Source organism: Serratia sp. (in: enterobacteria), assembly GCF_052400455.1.
Classification (GTDB): domain Bacteria; phylum Pseudomonadota; class Gammaproteobacteria; order Enterobacterales; family Enterobacteriaceae; genus Serratia; species Serratia ureilytica.
Map to the genome: position 1 here is coordinate 885,279 of NZ_CP185812.1, position 19,789 is coordinate 905,067.

Here is a 19,789-nt window from a genome sequence, read left to right on the forward strand (position 1 = left end):
GTTATCGGCTAAGGTGCCGGGAATTCAGTCAAGACGCAGAAAGCTGTCGGCATCGCGCCAGGCCGGGAAGGCGCTGCGGTAACTCTGCAGGGTTTCCAGCGACAGCTCGGCGTCCAGCCGCGCGGCTGCGCCGGGCTCGGCATCCGCCAGGATCTCGCCCTGCGGGCTGATGATCAGGCTGTCTCCGCTGTAGTTCAGGCCGTTCGGATCATCGCCCACCCGGTTGCAGCCCGCCACATACACCTGATTTTCAATCGCCCGCGCCGCCAGCAGCGTTTGCCAATGGCGGCTGCGCGGCGCCGGCCAGTTGGCGACGTACAGCGCCAGATCGTAATCCTGCTGATAGCGCGCCCAGACCGGGAAACGCAGGTCGTAGCAGATCTGCGGCAGAATGCGCCAGCCGCGCCACTCGACGATTTCGCGCCGGTTGCCGGCCTGATAGTGCAGGTGTTCGCCGGCCATGCGGAACAGATGGCGTTTATCATAGGCATGCACCTGGCCGCCCGGCTCCACCAGCAGGAAGCGATTGACCGCGCCTTCGGCGGTTTTCAGCGCCACGCTGCCGCCGATCAACGCGTGGCTTTTCACCGCCCAGCCGTGCAGCCAGTCGATCACCTGCTGTTCGGGCAGGGCGCTCTCGCCGGCATCCATGGCAAAACCGGTGGTGAACATTTCCGGCAAGACGATGAGATCGCGCCCGACGATCGGCGCCAGCAACGCGTCGAAGGCGGCCAGGTTAGCGAGGCCGTCGCGCCAGACCAGCGGTTGCTGCAACAGGGTAATTTTTAAAGTCGACATAACCGCTCCGCAGCTGCATCCAGCGTGGCGTCCTGTTTAGCGAAGCACAGCCGGATCAATTTATGGGGGAAAGGATCGGCACAGAAGACCGACAGCGGAATGGCCGCCACGCCCACGTGCTCGGTTAACCAATGGCAGAACGCCACATCGTCCAGATCGGAGATGGCGCTGTAGTCCGCCAGCAAGAAGTATGTACCGGCGCAGGGTAAAATTTCCAGTCGGCTGCTCGCCAGCGCTTGCACGAAGCGGTCGCGCTTGGCGCGGTAGAATGCCGGCAACTGTCGCCAGTGCTCCGGCTCGGCGCGCAGGCTATCCGCCAGCGCCAGCTGCGCCGGGGTGTTGACCGAGAAGGTCAGGTATTGATGCACCTTGCGCACCTCGGCGCTCAGCGCGGCGGGCGCCACGCAGTAACCCACTTTCCAGCCGGTCATGTGGAAGGTTTTACCGAAGGAGGACACTGCGATCGCCCGTTGGCGCAATTGTGGGTGGGCCAACACGCTGGCGTGCCCGCCTTTGGCGAAGCAGATGTGTTCGTAGACTTCGTCGCTGAGCACGTAGATCTCGCGCTCGGCGATGGCGTGCCACAGCTGCTGCATGTCTTCCGCCTGCCAGGCGGTGGCGGACGGGTTGTGCGGCGTATTGACGATCACCAGACGGGTGCGCGGCGACAGCGCGGCGGCGAACCGTTGCCAATCCACGGCAAATGCGGGCGGCTGCAGGGCGAGGCGTTTGAGTACGCCGCCGGCCAGCGTCACCGCCGGCGCGTAGCTGTCGTAGCTCGGATCGAAACAGACCACCTCATCGCCGGGGCGCACCAGCGCGGTGATGGCGGCGAACAGCGCTTCGGTGGCACCGGCGGTGACGGTCACTTCGCTGCCGGCATCCGGCTGCCAGCCATACAGCTCGGCGGTTTTGTCGGCGATGGCTTCGCGCAGCGCCGCCACGCCGGTCATTGGCGCATATTGGTTGGCGCCCTGGGCGACGTGCCAGGCCAGGCGTGCTTTCAGGTAGTCCGGCCCGTCAAAATCAGGGAAGCCCTGCGACAGGTTGATCGCCTGATGCTGCTGCGCCAGCGCGCTCATCTGGGTGAAGATGGTGGTGCCCAGGGCAGGCAGTTTACTGTCGGGAATCAATGCGGAAGTGCTCATAGCAGGTGAATACTCCAGGCGCTTATATTGCCGTCAATATAACACGATGCTAGTATTTGGCAATCAAGACGCTTAGATGGCTAAATGCGAAAAAGTGCTTAGCCTGTCGCGCAGCCGGCTAAGCCTCACCTGCTGACCGCTATACCGAACGGGAAACGATAACAATGACGGAGAATCCGCAACTTACCGCATTACTGGCGGCCTGCCACTGGATTGGCGACAAAGGCTGGTGTCCGGCGACCGGCGGCAACATGTCGCTGCGCCTCGACGAACGCCAGTGCCTGGTCACCGAGTCCGGCAAAGACAAAGGGAGTCTGAGCGCCGCCGATTTTCTGCGCGTGGATATCGCTGACAATCACGTGCCGAGCGGCCGTACGCCGTCGGCGGAAACCGGGCTGCATACGCTGCTCTATCGCTTGTACCCGCACCTTGGCGCGGTGTTGCATACCCATTCCGTCAACGCCACCGTGTTGTCGCGGGTGGAACGCGGCGATGCGTTGGTGCTGCAGGGGTACGAAATGCAAAAGTCGCTCGCCGGTCAGCGCAGCCACCTGGACAGCGTGGCGATCCCTATTTTCGATAACGATCAGGACATTCCCCGGCTGGCGTCGCACGTCGCGGCCTATGCCGAGGTCACGCCGCTGCAGTACGGTTTTCTGGTGCGCGGCCACGGTCTCTATTGCTGGGGAAGTCAGGTGGCGGAAGCCCGCCGCCATCTCGAAGGGCTGGAATTCCTGTTCCAGTGTGAACTGCAACGTCGCTTGCTGGAGGCGAAATGATCCGCGCTATCGTGACCGATATTGAAGGCACCACCAGCGATATTCGCTTCGTGCATCAGGTGCTGTTTCCCTATGCCCGCGAGCGGCTGGCGGATTTTGTACGCCGTCACGCCACGGAGAGCGAAGTCGCCGCGCCGTTGGCGGCGCTGCGCGCTGAAATTGACCAGCCGCAGGCGGATCTCGATGCGCTGATCGCCGCGCTGTATCGCTTTATGGATGAAGATCGCAAATCCACCGCGCTCAAGGCGCTGCAGGGCATCATCTGGCGCAGCGGCTATCGCGAGGGCGACTTCTGCGGACATCTTTATCCGGAGGTCGCCGGGCAGTTGGCCGCCTGGCAGCGCCAGGGGCTGAAGCTTTACGTTTATTCCTCCGGTTCGGTGGAGGCGCAAAAGCTGCTGTTCGGCCACAGCGACGCCGGCGATCTGCAGCCGCTGTTCAGCGGCTATTTCGACACCCGCGTCGGCGCCAAGCGTGAAACCGCGTCGTACCGCAACATCGCGCAGGCTATCGGCATCGCGCCCGACGAACTGCTGTTCCTGTCCGATATTCACCAGGAGCTGGACGCCGCGCAGGCCGCCGGCTGGCATACCTGCCAGCTGATCCGCGATGAGGCGGACGCACAGAGCCGGCATCCGCAGGTCAGCCGTTTTGATCACATCGATTTAGGGGAGTTTGTCTCATGAGTGGATTGACCATTTTCAGTGATACAGCACCGCAGCAGCCGCTGTGGCAGAGCCGCGACGCGCAGGAAATCCAGCGCCAGCTGGCGCAGATCGGCGTGCGCTTTGAGCGTTGGCAGGCGGATCGCGAGTTGGGCGACAACCCGCAGCCGGAGGCGGTGATCGCCGCCTACCAGCATGAGATCGACCGGCTGGTGGCGGAAAAGGGCTACCAGAGTTGGGACGTGATCAGCATGCGGCCGGACCACGAGCAGCGTCAGGCGCTGCGCGAAAAATTCCTGTCCGAACACACGCACGGCGAGGATGAAGTCCGCTTTTTCGTTGAAGGGGCGGGGCTGTTTTGCCTGCATCTGGACAGCAAGATCTTCCAGATCCTGTGCGAAAAGAACGATCTGATCTCGGTGCCGGCCAACACCCGTCACTGGTTCGATATGGGCTCGGCGCCGCACTTTACCGCGATCCGGGTATTTGACAACCCGGAAGGCTGGGTGGCGCATTTCACCGGCGACACGATCGCCGATGCCTATCCGCGTCTGGACTGATCGTCAACCGGCGGGCGTTAACCCAGCGCCCGCTGGAAAATCCCCGCTTCAACCTGCTGCGGCGTGATCACGCCGCTGTCGAACACCCACCCGCTGATAAGCTTGGCCGGCGTGACGTCGAACGCCGGATTGCAGACCGGCGCATCGGCCGGCGCCCACTGGCAGGCGCCGAAACTGCCTGAAACGCCGGTGACTTCGGCCGCCGCGCGTTGCTCGATCGGGATGGCGGCGCCGTCCGGACAGTGCGGATCGTGGGTGGTATGCGGGGCAGCCACATAGAATGGAATGCCATGGTAGTGCGCCAGCACCGCCAGGCTGTAAGTGCCAATCTTGTTGGCGACGTCGCCGTTGGCAGCGATGCGATCCGCGCCGACCCACACCGCATCGACCTGGCCCTGCGCCATCAGGCTGGCGGCCATCGAATCGCAGATCAGGCGATAGGGAATGCCCAGCTCGCCCAGTTCCCAGGCGGTCAGACGGCCGCCCTGCAGCAGCGGCCGGGTTTCATCAACCCATACCTGTTGCACTTTGCCCTGCTGGTGGGCACGCAGCAGCACGCCGATGGCGGTGCCGACGCCGGCGGTGGCCAACCCGCCGGTATTGCAGTGGGTCAGCAGGCGGCTGCCGGGCTTGACCAGCCCAGCGCCGTGATCGGCGATGCGATCGCACAGCCGGCGATCTTCCTCCACCAGCCGCAGCGCTTCGTTCACCATCGCCGGCGCCCAGTCCGGCTCCGCCAGCGCCAGCTTCATGCGATCCAGATTGTTCATCAGGTTAACCGCCGTCGGGCGGGCGGCGCGCAGCGTGTGCAGCGCCTGTTCCAGCTCGGCGCGCGGCACACCGCGTTCCGCCAGCAGCGCCAACAGCAGGCTGGCGGACAGCCCGATCAGCGGCGCGCCGCGCACCCGCAGGCTGTGAATGTGCCCGACCAACTCCTCCACGCTGTCGCAGGCGCGCCACCGCTTTTCCTGCGGCAGGGCTTGCTGATCGAGGATCCAAAGGCGGTTGTCCCGCAGGGTCAAACTGGTGGTGTTAAGCGCTTGCATCGGCGGTTAATTCCTTGTTGCGAGGTTATTGCATCTGAAACGCTATTCTGCCAACATGACTTCCAGATGTATAGACGTCCAAATGCTTTTACGTCTAAATAAACAGAATCGCTGGGGGCAGCGAGAGAGAACAGAGGGGTTGGGGAATGTCGCTTTATCGTACGTTTACGGCTGCCGATGCCGTTGAATACGCCCGCCAATACGGGCAGGTGGCCGATCCGCAGGCGCTGGTCAGCGCCGACGAGATCGGCGACGGCAACCTGAACCTGGTGTTCAAGATCCGCGATCGCGAAGGCGTGAGCCGGGTGATCGTCAAACAGGCGTTGCCGTACGTGCGCTGCGTGGGCGAATCCTGGCCGCTGACGCTGGATCGGGCGCGCATCGAAGCGGAAACGCTGTTGATCCACGGCGGTTTCTGCCCGCGACATACGGTAAAAGTCCTGCACCACGATCCCGAGTTGGCGGTGATGGTGCAAGAAGATCTCTCCGATCATCGCATCTGGCGCAGCGAACTGGTGCAGGGGAACTATCATCCGCTGGCGGCCGGTCAGCTGGCGGAATACCTGGCGCAGACGCTGTTCCACACCTCCGATTTTTATCAGTCGGCGCAGCAGAAAAAAGCGGAAGTCAGCCGCTTCACCAACCCCGAGCTGTGCCAGATCACCGAAGATCTGTTCTTTACCGATCCCTATATCGACCATGAGCGCAATCAGTTCGAGGCGGCGCTGTTGCCGCAGGTGCAGGCGCTGCGTGAGGATGCGCCGCTGAAGCTGGCGGTCGCCGGCCTGAAACACCGCTTTCTCAGCAAGGCGGAGGCGTTGTTGCACGGGGATATCCACAGCGGTTCAATTTTCGTGGCGGAAGGGCGATTGAAAGCGATCGACGCTGAATTCGGTTTCTACGGCCCGATCGGTTTCGATGTCGGCACTGCGTTAGGCAATCTGCTGCTCAACTATTGCGGCCAGCCTGGGCTGTTCGGGCCGCGCGACGCCGCCGCCGGGCGCGAGCAGCGTCTGCAGGATGTGCGCGAGCTGTGGCTGATCTTTGCCGATCGTTTCCTGGCGCTGTGCCATCAGCAAAGCCGTGATGCGGCGCTGGCGACGCCGGGTTACGCCGAGCAGTTCCTGCAGCTGGTCTGGATTGATGCGGTAGGGTACTGCGGCGCCGAGCTGATTCGGCGCACTATCGGCCTGGCGCACGTCGCCGATCTGGACAGCATCGCCGACGCCGACATGCGCCTCGACTGTCAGCGTCATGCGCTGGGTTTGGGGCGCACGCTGATCGTCAATGCGCCACAGATCGAGCATATCGACGCGCTGTTGGCGCGCATTCGTCAGCAAGGCTGAAGAGCCCGACAGTAATGAGGCAAACCCGGCTGCGGCCGGGTTTTTTTTTAATAACTTATTGGCATCAGTAACAGAATAGATAAATTGTTTTTAACTAAAAAGGTATTTTCACTCGCGTCTTATTTGTAAATTTAATTATATTTTCTGACCGTTGGTTACATGTCTTTAATATTAATGCCATCCATAAGGACAGTGCTTATTTATCTGGCTTTCATGACGGTAATTAAAATAAAAAAACGCCATCCGTTCTTTTTTTGATCGTTTTATTGTGGGAGTGGGAAGATGAAAAAAGACTTTTTATCGATAAAAACTATCACGTCGCCGTTACTTTTTTAGTAAATGGGATAGCTCATGCTCGGGTTTGAATAAAGCAGCGGGTTGATTATCTCAATATTACCCCCTAGATTATTCGAGTGTCGGACAATCGTAAATAAATAACGCAAGGTTATTAACTATAAGTAACCTTTGGCCTCACTTTGTCTGATTATTTCTATCGAGATCGGAGTGCTCCATGCAATTAACGCCAAGAGAAATCGAAAAGCTGATGGTCTATACCCTGGCTGACGTCGCATTAAAACGAAAATCCAGAGGGATAAAGCTTAATTATCCCGAGGCGGTGGCCATTATTACCACCGCGGCGCTGGAGGGCGCCCGCGAGGGAAAAACGCTGGAAGAAGTCATGAACGACACGCGGCAGGTTTTGAGCCGCGATGACGTCATGGACGGCGTGGCGGACTTGATCCCGCATGTGCAGGTCGAGGCGATATTCAGCGACGGCAGCCGCCTGGTGACGGTGCACGATCCTATTCAATAAGCGCCGATGGCCTTCCTGAATCCCATGGACGAATCTTATCAGCACAGGTATTCCGATGAAAAAGCATGACAAAGAAAAGCACGTGCCGCCAGGCGGCTATATCCTGTCCGAAAGTCCCATCACCTTCAATGAAGATCGCGAGACGGTTATTTTAACGGTGCGCAACACCGGCGACAGGCCTATTCAGGTCGGCTCACACTTTCATTTCTTCGAAGCCAACAAAGCGCTGCAGTTCGATCGCGCCGCCGCCTTTGGCAAACGGTTAAATATCACCGCCACGACGGCGATCCGTTTTGAACCCGGCGATGAAATCGAGGTGGCGCTTATTGCCATCGGCGGCAAGCAAACGGTTTATGGTTTTAATAATCTGGTGGACGGTTGGGCGGGCGACAGCCCGGTAGCCGCCGGTGAAAGAGTAAAGAAAACTATAGATGTCAAGCGAGCTATTGAGCTGGGTTATAAAAACCGCGATCAGGCGCCCATCAAGACGGACGAGGAATAAAGCATGCCAACGATCTCCAGGCAGGAATATGCCGGGCTGTTCGGCCCGACCACCGGCGATAAAATTCGCTTGGGCGATACGCAACTGTTTATTGAAATAGAAAAAGATCTGCGCGGTTACGGTGAGGAATCGGTCTACGGCGGCGGTAAGTCGCTGCGCGACGGCATGGGCGCCGATAACCGATTAACCAGCGACAATGTGTTGGACCTGGTCATTACCAATGTGACCATTCTGGACGCCCGGCAAGGGGTGATCAAGGCGGACGTCGGCATTAAAAACGGCCTGATCGCCGGCATTGGCAAAAGCGGCAACCCGGCGATGATGAACGGCGTCACGCCCGGCATGGTGGTGGGGGTCAGCACCGACGCCATCTCGGGCGAACACCTGATCCTGACCGCCGCCGGCATCGATACGCACATTCATTTCATTTCGCCGCAGCAGGCCGCACATGCGCTCTCCAACGGCGTGACGACCTTCTTCGGCGGCGGCGTCGGGCCGACCGACGGTTCCAACGGCACCACGGTGACCGCCGGGCCCTGGCATATCCACCGCATGCTGCGCGCCTTTGAGAGCATGCCGGTCAACGTGGGGATGCTCGGCAAGGGGCACGCTTCGCACGCTGCGCCGCTGGTCGAACAGATCGCCGCCGGCGTGGCCGGGTTGAAGGTGCATGAGGACTGGGGCGCCACCAACTCCGCGCTGCGCCACGCGCTGCGGGTGGCCGACGACATGGATATTCAGGTGGCGGTGCATACCGACAGCCTGAATGAGGGCGGCTACGTCGAGGACACCATCGACGCCTTCGAAGGGCGCACTATCCACACCTTCCACACCGAAGGCGCCGGCGGCGGGCACTCGCCGGATATCATCAAGGTTGCCGCGCAGATGAACGTCTTGCCGAGCTCCACCAACCCCACGCTGCCGTTCGGCATCAACAGTCAGGCCGAACTGTTCGACATGATCATGGTGTGCCACAACCTCAACCCCAATGTGCCGGCCGACGTGGCGTTTTCCGAAAGCCGGGTGCGGCCGGAAACCATCGCCGCGGAAAACGTGCTGCACGACATGGGCGTGCTGTCGATGTTTTCCAGCGACTCCCAGGCGATGGGGCGGGTTGGCGAAAACTGGCTGCGGGTGATGCAGACGGCGCACGCGATGAAAGCCGCGCGCGGCAAGCTGCCGGAAGATGCGGCGGAACACGATAACTTCCGCGTGCTGCGCTACGTGGCGAAGATCACCATCAACCCGGCGATCGCGCAGGGCATCAGCCACGTGCTGGGTTCGGTCGAGGTCGGCAAGATGGCCGATCTGGTGTTGTGGGAGCCGCGCTTCTTCGGCGCCAAGCCGAAGCTGGTGATCAAGGGCGGGATGATTAACTGGGCGGTGATGGGCGATCCCAACGCGTCGTTGCCGACGCCGCAGCCCACGTTCTACCGACCGATGTTCGGCGCCATGGGCAAATCGCTGCAGGAAACCTGCGTCACCTTCGTCTCCGGCGCGGCGTTGCATGACGGCATCAAAGAGAAACTGGGGCTGGAGCGGCAGGTGATGGCAGTGCATAACTGCCGCGCGATCTCCAAGCAGGACATGGTGCGCAACGCGGAAACGCCGCATATCGAGGTGGACCCCGAAACCTTCGCCGTCAAGGTCAACGGCGAACACGCCACGGTGAAACCGATCGCCACCGCCGTGCTTAATCAACGCTACTTTTTCAGCTAGGAACCGCCGCTCATGATCGTGATTGAAAAGATACTCGGCAATATCAAACGGGATGCCGACTGGCGTGAGCGCTTGCAACACGCCTCGCTGGACGTGCTGGCGCTCTCGCAGTGGGAGGCGCAGAAAAGCCGCTGCCGCAAAACCACCCGCGACGGCCAGGACCTCGGTATTTCCCTCGATCGTCACCAGGTGCTGGCCGACGGCGACGTGTTGCTCTGGGACGAAGCGAACCGTAGCGCGGTGGTGGTGCAGATGAACCTGCGCGATGTGATGGTAATCCATCTTGAGTCGCTGCTGGCGACCGATATAGCGACGGTGCTGAAGACCGCGTTCGAACTGGGGCATGCGCTGGGCAATCAGCACTGGAAATCGGTCATCAAAGGGAATCGCATCTTTATTCCGCTGACGGTGGCGACCAAGGTGATGGATTCGGTGATGAAAACCCACGGCTTTCATGCGCTGCCTTATTCGTTCGTGAAGGGCGAAAGCATTTTGCCGCATCTGACCCAGCCCGAAGCGCGCCTGCTGTTCGGCGGCGCGGAGGATTCCGCGACCCATGTGCATGTTGACAGCCCATTCCTCGGTCAGCATGTGATCAAATTGAAATGAACGCTGTTCAGCTGATTCGTATCCTGCAGTTTGCCGACTCGGTGCTGCCGGTGGGGGCGTTTGCCTTTTCCAATGGCGTCGAGTCGGCGATCCAGGCCGGCATCGTGCGCGATGTCGACACGCTGAAATCGTTCACCCGCACCGCTTTGCAACAGGCGGCGGGCGGCGACGGCCGGGCGGTCGCGGCGGCCTGCCGGGCGCTGCAGGGGGGCGATCGCGAGGCGGTTATCGGGCACGACTGGGCGCTGTTCAACCGCAAGCTGAATGAAGAAGGCCGCAGCATGGTGGTGAGGATGGGAAAGAAGCTGGCGGAAATGACGGCGGCCATCTGTGATGAGCTCCAGGTGGTCTGGTGGCTTGAGCAGATCAAAACCGGCCGCGCCGCCGGCACCTATCCGGTGACGCAGGCGGTAGTGATGACGGCGCTGGGCGCGGGGCCGCGCGAGGTGGCGGTGATGCATCAGTACGGCGTGGCGATGACCATTCTCAGCGCCGCCATGCGCCTGATGCGCGTCACCCATATCGACACCCAACGCATCCTGTTTCAACTCAACCGGGACATCGACGTTTTTTGTGACGAAGCCGAACGCGGCGGCGTTGAACAAATGGCCTCTTACGCGCCGGTGACCGACGTCCTGGCCGCGCTGCACGTCGGCGCATTTACCCGACTGTTCAGCAACTAATGATAAAGGAACGAGCAGAGTGAAGAAAATTACCCGCATTGGCATCGGCGGCCCGGTAGGCTCGGGCAAGACCGCGATTATCGAAGTCATTACGCCGCGTCTGATCGAACGGGGCATCAGCCCGTTAATCATCACCAACGACATCGTCACTACCGAAGACGCCAAACAGGTCAAGCGCACGCTCAAGGGGATCCTCGACGAGGAGAAAATTCTGGGCGTGGAAACCGGCGCCTGCCCGCATACCGCGGTGCGCGAGGATCCGAGCATGAATATCGCCGCGGTGGAGGAGATGGAGGCCCGTTTCCCGGACAGCGACGTGGTGATGATCGAGAGCGGCGGCGATAACCTGACGTTGACCTTCAGCCCGGCGCTGGCGGACTTTTACATCTACGTTATCGACGTCGCCGAAGGGGAAAAGATCCCGCGCAAAAACGGCCCGGGCCTGGTTCAGGCCGACATCCTGGTGATCAACAAAATCGATTTGGCGCCGTACGTCGGCGCCAGCCTGGCGGTGATGGAACACGATACGCGCGTGGTGCGCGGCGAGCGGCCTTATATCCTCACCAACTGCAAAACCGGCGAAGGCATCGACGAACTGGTGGACATGATCATGCGTGATTTCCTGTTCACCCACGCGCCGTCGGCGGCGTTATGACGGCCGTCAGCGAAGCGGCGAGGCGCGTGGCGCAACTCGGCGCCGACGCGCCGGAGTTGGCCGCCTACCAGGACGAACCGCCGCAGATGGCCAGCGGCGGCGTGGGCAAAACCGGCTATCTGCGGCTGGGGTTCGCGCTGAACGGGCATCGCAGCGTGCTGCGGCAAATGGAGCGGCGCGTGCCATTTCTGGTGCAGCGGGCGCTGTATTGGGACGAGGCGCTGCCGCAGATGCCGTGCGTATTCGTCATCTCCACCTCGGGCTGCATCTTGCAGGGCGATCGCCTGACGCTCGAGGTGCAGGTCGCCCCCCGGGCCTGCGGGCATGTCACCACTCAATCGGCGACCAAGATCCACGCCATGGAAAATAATTACGCGGCGCAGATGCAGACGCTGACGCTCGAAGAGGGCAGCTATCTGGAGATGATGCCCGATCCGGTGATCCCTCACTGCGGCTCGCGCTTCATTACCGATACCCGCATTACGCTGCACCCCACGGCGACGCTGCTCTATGGCGAGATCCTGATGTCGGGGCGCAAACACCATCAGGCGGATCGCGGTTTCAGATTCGACGTTTACTCTTCGCGCATCAGCGCCTGTCGCCCCGAGGGCAACATGCTGTTTGTCGAGCGCTATGTGCTGGAACCGCATAAACACCCGCTGAACGGGGTCGGCGTGATGGGGCCGTTCGATGTGTTCGGCAATGTGATCCTGCTGACGCCGCCCGAGCATCATCAGCGGATCCTCGATCGCATCGCGCCCCGCTATGACGAGGCTGAGGGGATCGCCAGCGGCGTCAGCCGGTTGCCCAATGAGTGCGGGCTGATCTTTAAGGCTTTGGGCAAAGAGGCGCGCCAGGTGAAGGCGGCGATTCGCGCTTTCTGGCGCGTCGCCCGGGAGGAAATCTTGGGCGTGACGCTGCCCGAGCCTTTTATCTGGCGCTAGTCTGCAGCGGGAAGCGGTCATGACGACAAAGTGGAGTTGGGCGGCGTTGTGCGCCCGCAGCCGAATAGCGGCGGTGACGGATGCGGTGCTGCGCGGCTGTTCGCAGGTGATGTTTCAAAATAACCCTTTGACCGGATTATTGTTTTTCATCGCCATTTTCGTGGGCGCCTGGGAAGAGGGGCTGCCGCAGGTGGCCTTCGGCTGCCTGCTGGGTACGGCGGCGGCGACGCTCAGCGCGGCGTGGTTGGTGGACGATCGCGCAGCGTTGCGCACCGGTCTCTATGGCTACAACGGCTGCCTGGTCGGCGCCGCGCTGCCGACCTTTTTGCTGCCCTCTGTCTGGCTGTGGATCGGCGTGATCTTCAGCAGCGCGATCTCGGTGATCGTCACCGTCGGCCTCAATCGGCTGCTGCGTACCTGGAAGATCGCGGCGCTGACCGCGCCTTTCGTGCTGACCACCTGGACGGTGCTGCTGGCCAGCTACCCGTTCAGCCATCTGCGGCATGTGCGGTTGCCGCCGGCGGCCATCCCGGCCGACGGCGCGGTGTTCAACCCGCATCCCGACCTGGCGGAGGTGTTGAGCGGTGCGTTGCACGGCGTCTCCCAGGTCTTTTTGTGCAGCAGCGTGAGCGGCGGCGTGCTGCTGTTGCTCGGGCTGGCGGTTTCGTCGCCGCGCGCGATGGCGCTGGGTTTTTTCGGCGCCTTGCTGGCGGTGATCACCGCGCTGGCGATCGGCGCCGATCCGCAGGCGGTCTTCGCCGGGCTGTATGCTTTCAGCGCGGTGCTGACGGCGGTGGCGCTGGGTTCCGTCTTCAACCCGCCCGGCCGGCGGGTGCTTATCTATACGCTGCTCGGCGTGATTTTCACGGTGCTGGTGCAGGGGGCTTTCAATACCTTGCTGGCTCCGCTGGGGATGCCGTCGCTGACCATGCCGTTCGTGATCGCGTCCTGGCTGTTTTTGAGCGCCAATCCGGCGGTGATCGCGGCGCGGCGCTAATCCATTGATTTCAACATAACGAGAAAACGGGAGTGTGGGTATGGCGGTAATTTCCGAAGGATTGCATGGCGCGGCCCGGCGGCGGGCGGTATCCCTGCTGCTGGGGCTGGTGGCGGTCAACGTCGTTGTCTGGCTGCTGGCGCTGGCGGTGTTCAAAGACAATGCGGCGCTGATGGGCACCGCCTTGCTGGCCTACAGTTTTGGTCTGCGCCATGCGGTGGATGCCGATCACATCGCCGCGATCGACAACGTGACCCGCAAGCTGATGCAACAGGGCAAAACGCCGGTGGCGGTCGGCACCTTCTTCTCGCTCGGCCACTCGACCATCGTGGTGCTGGCCTCGGCCGCCATTGCCGCCACGGCGATGATGTTCAGCCGACAGATGGGCTGGTTTCACGAAACCGGCGGTTTGATCGGCACGCTGGTGTCCGCGCTGTTTCTGCTGACGGTGGCCTTTATCAACCTGCTGGTGCTGATCTCCGTGTGGCGCGCTTTCCGGCAGGTGAAGGCGGGCGAGCTGCCTGCGCATCAATCGCTGGATCTGTTGATGAGCGGCGGCGGTGCGCTGGCGCGCTGCTTCCGCCCGCTGTTCAGGCTGGTGAATCAGAGCTGGCACATGTACCTGGTGGGCTTCTTGTTTGGCCTGGGCTTCGACACCGCCACCGAGGTCGGGTTGTTGGGGATTTCGGCTGCCGGCGCCGGCCACGGCATGAACCTGTGGAGCATCATGCTGTTCCCGGCGCTGTTCGCCGCCGGCATGGCGCTGATCGACTCCATCGACAACTTCGTGATGATTGGCGCTTACGGCTGGGCGTTCTCCAAACCGATCCGCAAACTGTACTACAACATGACCATCACGGCGGCGTCGGTGATCATCGCGGTGTTTATCGGCGGCATCGAAGCGCTCGGACTTATCGCCGACAAGCTGGCGCTGTCCGGCCCGCTGTGGGACGCCGTGGCGCGGCTCAACGATCATCTGGGGGAGATGGGCTATTGGGTGATCGCCGTGTTCATTTTCTGCTGGCTGGTGTCGGTGGTGAATTACCGCCTGCGCGGTTATGACAAGCTGACGGTCAGCGGCTGAAAAGGCGGGTGCTCGTGGATCCTGCCTGACACCATCAGCCAACGGGCGGGGCGAACCCCGCCGTTGGGTTGCCTTACCGTTCGGATTCGTAAGCCAAAGTGGCCGCAACCTCCGAGTCTCCCAACCTGATGCGCAGTTCGCACAGCGAACCGCGGGTTAGCCAGATGAACGCGATCAGCGTCATACAGACGATCACCAGCTTAAGCATGACCCGTTTTTGCTGCATTTTTGACCTCCCTATCCTTGCCTTGCGGCGGGTAAGAGGCTAACCTGATGTTGCTTGGCATCAGAGTGGCCTCGGGTTGATAATATCGACTCGGGGCCTTTCTCTTTCTCTCCTTTGCCAAGGCTCCGGACAGAAAGATCCAGAGCACCCGCTGCGCAGTCTACCCGAACTTCCTTCCCGTGAAATCCGCCGTTGCGCCAACCTGCGGCGCGGTGCGCAGTTCGTGATGCAAGAAAAGAAAAAGGGGCGATGATGATCGCCCCTTGGATGCGTGGAGTAGGAATTGGCGTTAAGCCGCTTCGGTCTGCTGTTGGCGCTTAGACTGCGCCGCCGGCTTTTCCGGCTTGGCGGCCGCCAGCGCATCCGGCGCAAAGTCGTCCACGTTGATGGAGCGCAGGCGGCTCTCTTCGGCTTTCACCAGGATCTTCGCTTCGTCGGCGCTGATCTTGCCTTCTTCCAGCGCGCGCTCCGCCAAACGATCCAGACGGGTGAACGGCAGGTTTTTGCCGGCCGCCTTGCACAGGCGTTCGTGAATCGGCTCGGCGGCCATCACGTCGGCCAGCGCCGCTTCCAGCAGACCGATTGGGTTATGCTCGCTCGGCGTCAGGTACTGGCCGCGTCCCAGACGGCTGCGGGTGGCGGAAGGCACCTGCAGGATCTTGGCCAGCTGATGATCCAGGCGATCGGACGGAGCGGTATGCACGCGGCCGAACGGGAAGACCACGAAGCGCAGCGCGCCGGCGATAAAGCGGTTCGGGAAGTTGCGCAGCAGATCATCCAGCGCCTGTTCGGCTTTATGCAGGCTGTCTTGCACGCCCCAATGCACCAGCGGCAGATCTTCTTTCTGACGGCCTTCGTCGTCAAAGCGTTTCAGCACGGCGGAAGCCAGGTACATCTGGCTGAGGATATCCCCCAGGCGAGCGGAGATGCGCTCGCGGCGCTTCAGGCTGCCGCCCAGCACGCCCATGGAAACGTCCGACAGCAACGCCAGGTTGGCGCTTAGGCGGTTCAACTGCTGATAGTAACGACGGGTCGCGTCCTTGGTCGGCGTGGCGCTGGTGCGGCCGTTGGTCAGGCCCAGCCAGAAGCTGCGTACCTTGTTGCTGCCGACGTGGCCCAGGTGGCCGAACAGCGATTTATCGAAGGCGTTCAGATCGTTGTTCTGCGCCGCCGCCATTTCATCCAGCACATAAGGATGGCAGCGGATCGCGCCCTGACCGAAGATCATCATGGTGCGGGTCAGGATGTTCGCGCCTTCCACCGTGATGGCGATCGGTGCGCCCTGATAAGCGCGAGCCAGGAAGTTGGATTCGCCCAGCATAATGCCTTTACCGCCGGCGATGTCCATGGCGTCAACGATCGACTGCTGGCCGCGGTGCGTACAGTGGTATTTGACGATGGCCGACAGCACGGCCGGTTTCTCGCCCTGCACCAGCGCGTAGGTGATCAGCGAAGCGGCGGCGTCCATCACATAGGTGTTGCCGGCGATGCGCGCCAACGGCTCTTCGATCCCTTCCATTTTACCGATGGAGATCTTGAACTGACGGCGAATGTGCGCGTAGGCGCCGGTCGCCAGGGCGATGGATTTCAGGCTGCCGGTGGAGTTGGACGGCAGGGTGATGCCGCGACCGACCGACAGGCATTCAACCAGCATGCGCCAGCCCTGGCCGGCCATTTTCGGGCCGCCGATGATGTAATCGATCGGCACGAACACGTCGGTGCCGCGGGTCGGGCCGTTCTGGAACGGCACGTTCAGCGGGAAGTGGCGGTTGCCGATTTCCACGCCCGGCGTGCTGGTCGGGATCAGCGCACAGGTGATGCCCGGGGATTCGTTGTCGCTCAGCAGGCGGTTCGGGTCATGCAGTTTGAATGCCAAACCCAGTACGGTGGCGACCGGCGCCAGCGTGATGTAGCGCTTGTTCCAGGTCAGGCGCATGCCCAGCACCTGCTTGCCTTGCCATTCGCCCATGCACACGGTGCCCACGTCTGGAATGGCACCGGCATCGGAACCCGCTTCCGGGCTGGTCAGCGCGAAGCAAGGGATCTCGTCGCCGCGCGCCAGGCCCGGCAGATAGTGGTTTTTCTGTTCTTCGGTACCGTAATGCTGCAGCAGTTCGCCTGGGCCGAGGGAGTTCGGCACGCCGACGGTGATCGCCAGGATGCCGGAAACGCCGGCCAGTTTTTGCAGCACCATCGCCTGAGCGTAAGGGGAGAATTCCAGACCGCCGTACTCTTTCTTGATGATCATCGCGAAGAAACGGTGTTCTTTCAGGTACGCCCAGAGTTCAGGCGGCAGATCGGCCAGTTCGTGAGTGATCTGGAAGTCGTTGGCCATGCGGCAGGCTTCTTCCACCGGGCCGTCGATAAACGCCTGCTCTTCTTCCGTCAGGCGCGGTTTCGGGTAGCTGTGCAGCTTGTTCCAGTCCGGCGCGCCGCGGAACAGATCGCCTTCCCACCAGGTGGTGCCCGCGTCGATCGCTTCCTTCTCGGTGGTGGACATCGGCGGCATCACCTTGCGGAAGGCGCGCAGCGCCGGCGCGGAGAGCAGAGAGCGACGCACAGAGGAAAGGTTCAGCGGCAGCAGCACGATCGCCAGCGGCAGCAACAGCCAGAAGCTCCACAGGCCGATCGCGCCCATGGCGGCGGTGTACGCTACCAGGATCAGGCTGCTGAGGGTAAGGTTCACTCGGTGGTAGAACACCACGCCGAGGAGAGCCAGTAAAACGACAATACTAAGAACCATCATAAGAAGCTCCGAAGTAGTAAGAGGTCTGACCTGTTGTGTGTATGTAATAGGTTTTAGTACAAGGCAGAATTTTTATCAATGCGTTTACAGTTTAATTACAACTCAGGTCACAAACTGACAGCACCAATCATCAAAAACCTCTCCGCTTCCTTAACCGGCGCGCTGTTTGGCTGAGAATGCTTCTCGCTGTTTCCGCGATCCGGTACACTGCGGAGCGGAAGATTTGACGATAACAAGAGGTTCCTCATGTACCACGACCTTATTCGCAGTGAACTGAACGAAGCGGCTGATACCCTGGCGAAATTTATCAATGACGACGCCAACATCGACGCCATCCAACGCGCGGCGGTGCTGCTGGCGGACTCCTTCAAAGCCGGCGGTAAAGTGATCTCCTGCGGCAACGGCGGTTCCCATTGCGACGCGATGCACTTCGCCGAAGAGCTGACCGGCCGCTACCGTGAAAACCGCCCGGGCTACCCGGCGATTGCCATCTCGGACGTGAGCCATCTGTCCTGCGTCAGCAACGACTTCGGCTATGAGTATGTGTTCTCCCGCTATGTGGAAGCGGTGGGCCGCGAAGGCGACGTGCTGCTGGGCATTTCCACCTCCGGCAACTCCGGCAACATCATCAAGGCCATCGACGCGGCGCGTGCCAAGGGGATGAAAGTGATCACCCTGACCGGCAAGGACGGCGGCAAAATGGCGGGTTCCGCCGATGTGGAAATCCGTGTGCCGCACTTCGGCTACGCCGATCGCATTCAGGAAATCCACATCAAAGCGATTCACATCTTGATTCAGCTGATCGAAAAAGAGATGGTTAAGGCTTGATAGCCTTCGGGGGGGCTGCGGCTCCCCCAGGAATAAGACAGCGGGCGCCGCATGCATGCCGCGCCCGCACAGCGTATGTCAGTGTGGTTAAGGAGTGCTGGCGATGTGTGAACTGCTCGGGATGAGCGCAAACGTACCGACAGATATCTGCTTCAGCTTTACCGGCCTGGTACAGCGCGGCGGCCGCACCGGGCCGCATAAGGATGGCTGGGGCATTACCTTCTATGAAGGGAACGGCTGCCGCACATTCAAGGATCCGCAGCCGAGCTTCAACTCGCCGATCGCCCGCCTGGTGCAGGACTATCCGATCAAGTCTTGCGCGGTGGTGTCCCATATTCGCCAGGCCAACCGCGGCGAAGTGGCGCTGGAAAACACCCATCCGTTTACCCGCGAACTGTGGGGCCGCAACTGGACCTACGCGCACAACGGCCAATTGAAAGGCTATCGCCAGCTGGATACCGGAACGTTTCGCCCGGTCGGCCAGACCGACAGCGAATACGCGTTTTGCTGGCTGCTGCATCAGCTGGCGCTGAAATACCCGCGCACCCCGAGCCAGTGGCCGGCGGTGTTCCGCTATATCGGCCTGTTGGCGAGCCAGCTGCGCAAGAAAGGGGTATTTAACATGCTGTTGTCAGATGGGCGCTTCGTGATGGCCTATTGCTCCACCAACCTGTATTGGATCACGCGCCGCGCGCCGTTCGGCAAGGCGACGCTACTGGATCAGGACGTGGAGATCGATTTTCAGCAGCAGACCACACCGAACGATGTGGTCACGGTGATCGCCACCCAACCGCTGACCGCCAACGAAACCTGGCACAAGATTGAGCCAGGCGAGTTCGCGTTATTTCACTTCGGTGAGCGGCTTGTTCTGAGCGAAGGGATTGGTGTTGGGCGTCGGGCTGGTTGACGCGTACTGCGTCATCTGGCCGCTGCTCATCAACGGTTGACCCAGCACATACTGGCCGTTGTCCACGGTCATCATCGGCGGCTGGTGGTTCTTCGCGAAGTAATCATAGCCCGGCTTCAGCTGGCGCCAGAAGGCGATATAGCTGGATGACGCATGGCGCTTCAGGTTCTGTTCGGTCATGCGGAACGGGTAGATGCTGATGTCGACGCGGCTTTGGCCATAGGCGAAGGCGGCTTCGACGTAGCGATAGATCTCATCCATATAGGTGTTGGTCATCGCGTAACAGCCGATCGATTTACATTCGCCGTGGATCATCAGATAAGCGCCGGAATAGCCCTGCGACTTATCGTAATCATTAGGGAAACCGATATTGATCGCCCGATAATACTTGCTGTCGGGTTTCAGATGGCGCGCGTCAACGCTATAAAAGCCTTCCGGACTTTTAAAGTCGCCTTCACGACGTTTAGGACCCAGCCCGCCGGAGAAATTACAGATCGGGAACGTATTGACCAAGCGGAATTCATTGCCCATTTTGGCATACAATTCCAGCTTGCGTTCCTCTTTGAAGATCTGAATATAGACCGGCGACCCCAATAATTGCTGTTTAACTACCGGCGCTTCGGGTACCTGCTCGCTGGCGCTGCAGGCCGTGATCATCGGCATAGAAACAAGCATCGCAAACAACAGCGCGATTTTGCTCATTATTATTCCTGCTTATATTTATCTGCCGGCG

At 61.0% G+C, this 19,789-nt stretch carries 21 protein-coding genes; 15 read left to right on the forward strand and 6 right to left on the reverse strand.

Features of this window, described 5'->3' with window-relative positions; translation table 11 throughout:
• Positions 1 to 24 precede the first annotated feature (24 nt).
• Together ACORQT_RS04160 and ACORQT_RS04165 are read right to left on the reverse strand one after the other, a co-directional pair.
• Positions 25 to 798, reverse strand: a complete 774-nt coding sequence (locus ACORQT_RS04160) for an amidohydrolase (protein WP_033641957.1) — start codon at positions 796 to 798, stop codon at positions 25 to 27.
• Positions 786 to 1,946, reverse strand: a complete 1,161-nt coding sequence (locus ACORQT_RS04165; protein WP_033641958.1) for a pyridoxal phosphate-dependent aminotransferase — start codon at positions 1,944 to 1,946, stop codon at positions 786 to 788. Before ACORQT_RS04165 ends, ACORQT_RS04160 begins: the two co-directional genes overlap by 13 nt.
• Before the next feature lie 164 nt (positions 1,947 to 2,110).
• On the opposite strand from ACORQT_RS04165, the gene ACORQT_RS04170 reads away from it, so the two are divergent.
• Genes ACORQT_RS04170 through ACORQT_RS04180 form a run of 3 tightly spaced genes read left to right on the forward strand, consistent with a single transcriptional unit; the run spans position 2,111 to position 3,950 of the window.
• Complete coding sequence (locus ACORQT_RS04170; protein WP_072628339.1) at positions 2,111 to 2,725, forward strand: methylthioribulose 1-phosphate dehydratase; 615 nt, start codon at positions 2,111 to 2,113, stop codon at positions 2,723 to 2,725.
• Entirely contained in the window at positions 2,722 to 3,411 is a 690-nt protein-coding gene (gene mtnC / locus ACORQT_RS04175) for an acireductone synthase (RefSeq protein ID WP_033651007.1), read from the forward strand. The genes ACORQT_RS04170 and mtnC overlap by 4 nt, the downstream gene beginning before the upstream one ends.
• On the forward strand, positions 3,408 to 3,950 hold the full coding sequence (locus tag ACORQT_RS04180; RefSeq protein ID WP_072628338.1) for a 1,2-dihydroxy-3-keto-5-methylthiopentene dioxygenase: 543 nt from the start codon (positions 3,408 to 3,410) through the stop codon (positions 3,948 to 3,950). Before mtnC ends, ACORQT_RS04180 begins: the two co-directional genes overlap by 4 nt.
• 17 nt (positions 3,951 to 3,967) lie before the next feature.
• Here ACORQT_RS04180 and mtnA read toward each other — a convergent pair whose 3' ends face one another.
• Entirely contained in the window at positions 3,968 to 4,996 is a 1,029-nt protein-coding gene (gene mtnA / locus ACORQT_RS04185) for an S-methyl-5-thioribose-1-phosphate isomerase (RefSeq protein ID WP_069099966.1), read from the reverse strand.
• Between the two features lie 146 nt (positions 4,997 to 5,142).
• On the opposite strand from mtnA, the gene mtnK reads away from it, so the two are divergent.
• The 10 genes from mtnK (at position 5,143) to ACORQT_RS04235 (ending at position 14,349) form a co-directional block, all read left to right on the forward strand.
• Entirely contained in the window at positions 5,143 to 6,342 is a 1,200-nt protein-coding gene (mtnK, locus tag ACORQT_RS04190) for an S-methyl-5-thioribose kinase (RefSeq protein ID WP_072628337.1), read from the forward strand.
• Positions 6,343 to 6,853: 511 nt separating this feature from the next.
• Entirely contained in the window at positions 6,854 to 7,156 is a 303-nt protein-coding gene (locus ACORQT_RS04195; RefSeq protein WP_025160087.1) for an urease subunit gamma, read from the forward strand.
• Positions 7,157 to 7,211: 55 nt separating this feature from the next.
• A complete protein-coding gene (locus tag ACORQT_RS04200; RefSeq protein WP_033641965.1) occupies positions 7,212 to 7,658 on the forward strand; it encodes an urease subunit beta in 447 nt (148 codons plus the stop codon).
• A gap of 3 nt (positions 7,659 to 7,661) precedes the next feature.
• The gene (locus ACORQT_RS04205; RefSeq protein ID WP_033641966.1) at positions 7,662 to 9,377 is read left to right on the forward strand and encodes an urease subunit alpha; all 1,716 of its coding nucleotides are present in this window, start codon (positions 7,662 to 7,664) and stop codon (positions 9,375 to 9,377) included.
• Between the two features lie 12 nt (positions 9,378 to 9,389).
• On the forward strand, positions 9,390 to 9,986 hold the full coding sequence (gene ureE / locus ACORQT_RS04210) for an urease accessory protein UreE (RefSeq protein WP_047025806.1): 597 nt from the start codon (positions 9,390 to 9,392) through the stop codon (positions 9,984 to 9,986).
• Positions 9,983 to 10,669, forward strand: coding sequence for an urease accessory protein UreF (locus ACORQT_RS04215; protein WP_444859322.1), 687 nt, complete (start codon positions 9,983 to 9,985; stop codon positions 10,667 to 10,669). Before ureE ends, ACORQT_RS04215 begins: the two co-directional genes overlap by 4 nt.
• 19 nt (positions 10,670 to 10,688) lie before the next feature.
• Entirely contained in the window at positions 10,689 to 11,324 is a 636-nt protein-coding gene (gene ureG / locus ACORQT_RS04220) for an urease accessory protein UreG (RefSeq protein WP_033651013.1), read from the forward strand.
• Positions 11,321 to 12,268: an urease accessory protein UreD gene (locus tag ACORQT_RS04225; RefSeq protein WP_042783735.1), complete on the forward strand. Its 948-nt coding sequence runs from the start codon at positions 11,321 to 11,323 to the stop codon at positions 12,266 to 12,268. Before ureG ends, ACORQT_RS04225 begins: the two co-directional genes overlap by 4 nt.
• Positions 12,269 to 12,287: 19 nt before the next feature.
• Positions 12,288 to 13,265: an urea transporter gene (gene yut, locus ACORQT_RS04230; protein WP_033651015.1), complete on the forward strand. Its 978-nt coding sequence runs from the start codon at positions 12,288 to 12,290 to the stop codon at positions 13,263 to 13,265.
• A gap of 40 nt (positions 13,266 to 13,305) precedes the next feature.
• The gene (locus tag ACORQT_RS04235; protein WP_046688284.1) at positions 13,306 to 14,349 is read left to right on the forward strand and encodes a HoxN/HupN/NixA family nickel/cobalt transporter; all 1,044 of its coding nucleotides are present in this window, start codon (positions 13,306 to 13,308) and stop codon (positions 14,347 to 14,349) included.
• Positions 14,350 to 14,422: 73 nt separating this feature from the next.
• Here the strand turns inward: ACORQT_RS04235 and ACORQT_RS04240 are convergent, their stop codons facing one another.
• Positions 14,423 to 14,575 (reverse strand): Hok/Gef family protein, encoded by a 153-nt coding sequence (locus ACORQT_RS04240; RefSeq protein WP_072628333.1) that lies wholly within the window; start codon positions 14,573 to 14,575, stop codon positions 14,423 to 14,425.
• Between the two features lie 289 nt (positions 14,576 to 14,864).
• Positions 14,865 to 17,321: an acyl-CoA dehydrogenase FadE gene (fadE, locus tag ACORQT_RS04245; RefSeq protein WP_004930218.1), complete on the reverse strand. Its 2,457-nt coding sequence runs from the start codon at positions 17,319 to 17,321 to the stop codon at positions 14,865 to 14,867.
• A 246-nt stretch (positions 17,322 to 17,567) separates the two neighbouring features.
• Here fadE and lpcA point away from each other — a divergent pair, with 246 nt between their 5' ends.
• Positions 17,568 to 18,149 (forward strand): D-sedoheptulose 7-phosphate isomerase, encoded by a 582-nt coding sequence (lpcA, locus tag ACORQT_RS04250; protein ID WP_004930220.1) that lies wholly within the window; start codon positions 17,568 to 17,570, stop codon positions 18,147 to 18,149.
• A 103-nt stretch (positions 18,150 to 18,252) separates the two neighbouring features.
• Positions 18,253 to 19,056, forward strand: a complete 804-nt coding sequence (locus tag ACORQT_RS04255) for a class II glutamine amidotransferase (RefSeq protein WP_019454310.1) — start codon at positions 18,253 to 18,255, stop codon at positions 19,054 to 19,056.
• On the opposite strand, the gene dpaA is transcribed toward ACORQT_RS04255, so the two are convergent.
• Entirely contained in the window at positions 18,991 to 19,758 is a 768-nt protein-coding gene (dpaA, locus tag ACORQT_RS04260; RefSeq protein ID WP_033641973.1) for a peptidoglycan meso-diaminopimelic acid protein amidase, read from the reverse strand. The two genes, ACORQT_RS04255 and dpaA, sit on opposite strands and share 66 nt — an antisense overlap.
• Positions 19,759 to 19,789: the final 31 nt, after the last annotated feature.

Coding starts and splice junctions, on each gene's coding strand:
- ACORQT_RS04160 (WP_033641957.1), bottom strand. CDS start 798: ATGTCGACTTTAAAAATTACCCTGTTGCAGCAACCGCTGGTCTGGCGC.
- ACORQT_RS04165 (WP_033641958.1), bottom strand. CDS start 1,946: ATGAGCACTTCCGCATTGATTCCCGACAGTAAACTGCCTGCCCTGGGC.
- ACORQT_RS04170 (WP_072628339.1), top strand. CDS start 2,111: ATGACGGAGAATCCGCAACTTACCGCATTACTGGCGGCCTGCCACTGG.
- mtnC (WP_033651007.1), top strand. CDS start 2,722: ATGATCCGCGCTATCGTGACCGATATTGAAGGCACCACCAGCGATATT.
- ACORQT_RS04180 (WP_072628338.1), top strand. CDS start 3,408: ATGAGTGGATTGACCATTTTCAGTGATACAGCACCGCAGCAGCCGCTG.
- mtnA (WP_069099966.1), bottom strand. CDS start 4,996: ATGCAAGCGCTTAACACCACCAGTTTGACCCTGCGGGACAACCGCCTT.
- mtnK (WP_072628337.1), top strand. CDS start 5,143: ATGTCGCTTTATCGTACGTTTACGGCTGCCGATGCCGTTGAATACGCC.
- ACORQT_RS04195 (WP_025160087.1), top strand. CDS start 6,854: ATGCAATTAACGCCAAGAGAAATCGAAAAGCTGATGGTCTATACCCTG.
- ACORQT_RS04200 (WP_033641965.1), top strand. CDS start 7,212: ATGAAAAAGCATGACAAAGAAAAGCACGTGCCGCCAGGCGGCTATATC.
- ACORQT_RS04205 (WP_033641966.1), top strand. CDS start 7,662: ATGCCAACGATCTCCAGGCAGGAATATGCCGGGCTGTTCGGCCCGACC.
- ureE (WP_047025806.1), top strand. CDS start 9,390: ATGATCGTGATTGAAAAGATACTCGGCAATATCAAACGGGATGCCGAC.
- ACORQT_RS04215 (WP_444859322.1), top strand. CDS start 9,983: ATGAACGCTGTTCAGCTGATTCGTATCCTGCAGTTTGCCGACTCGGTG.
- ACORQT_RS04225 (WP_042783735.1), top strand. CDS start 11,321: ATGACGGCCGTCAGCGAAGCGGCGAGGCGCGTGGCGCAACTCGGCGCC.
- yut (WP_033651015.1), top strand. CDS start 12,288: ATGACGACAAAGTGGAGTTGGGCGGCGTTGTGCGCCCGCAGCCGAATA.
- ACORQT_RS04235 (WP_046688284.1), top strand. CDS start 13,306: ATGGCGGTAATTTCCGAAGGATTGCATGGCGCGGCCCGGCGGCGGGCG.
- ACORQT_RS04240 (WP_072628333.1), bottom strand. CDS start 14,575: ATGCAGCAAAAACGGGTCATGCTTAAGCTGGTGATCGTCTGTATGACG.
- fadE (WP_004930218.1), bottom strand. CDS start 17,321: ATGATGGTTCTTAGTATTGTCGTTTTACTGGCTCTCCTCGGCGTGGTG.
- lpcA (WP_004930220.1), top strand. CDS start 17,568: ATGTACCACGACCTTATTCGCAGTGAACTGAACGAAGCGGCTGATACC.
- ACORQT_RS04255 (WP_019454310.1), top strand. CDS start 18,253: ATGTGTGAACTGCTCGGGATGAGCGCAAACGTACCGACAGATATCTGC.
- dpaA (WP_033641973.1), bottom strand. CDS start 19,758: ATGAGCAAAATCGCGCTGTTGTTTGCGATGCTTGTTTCTATGCCGATG.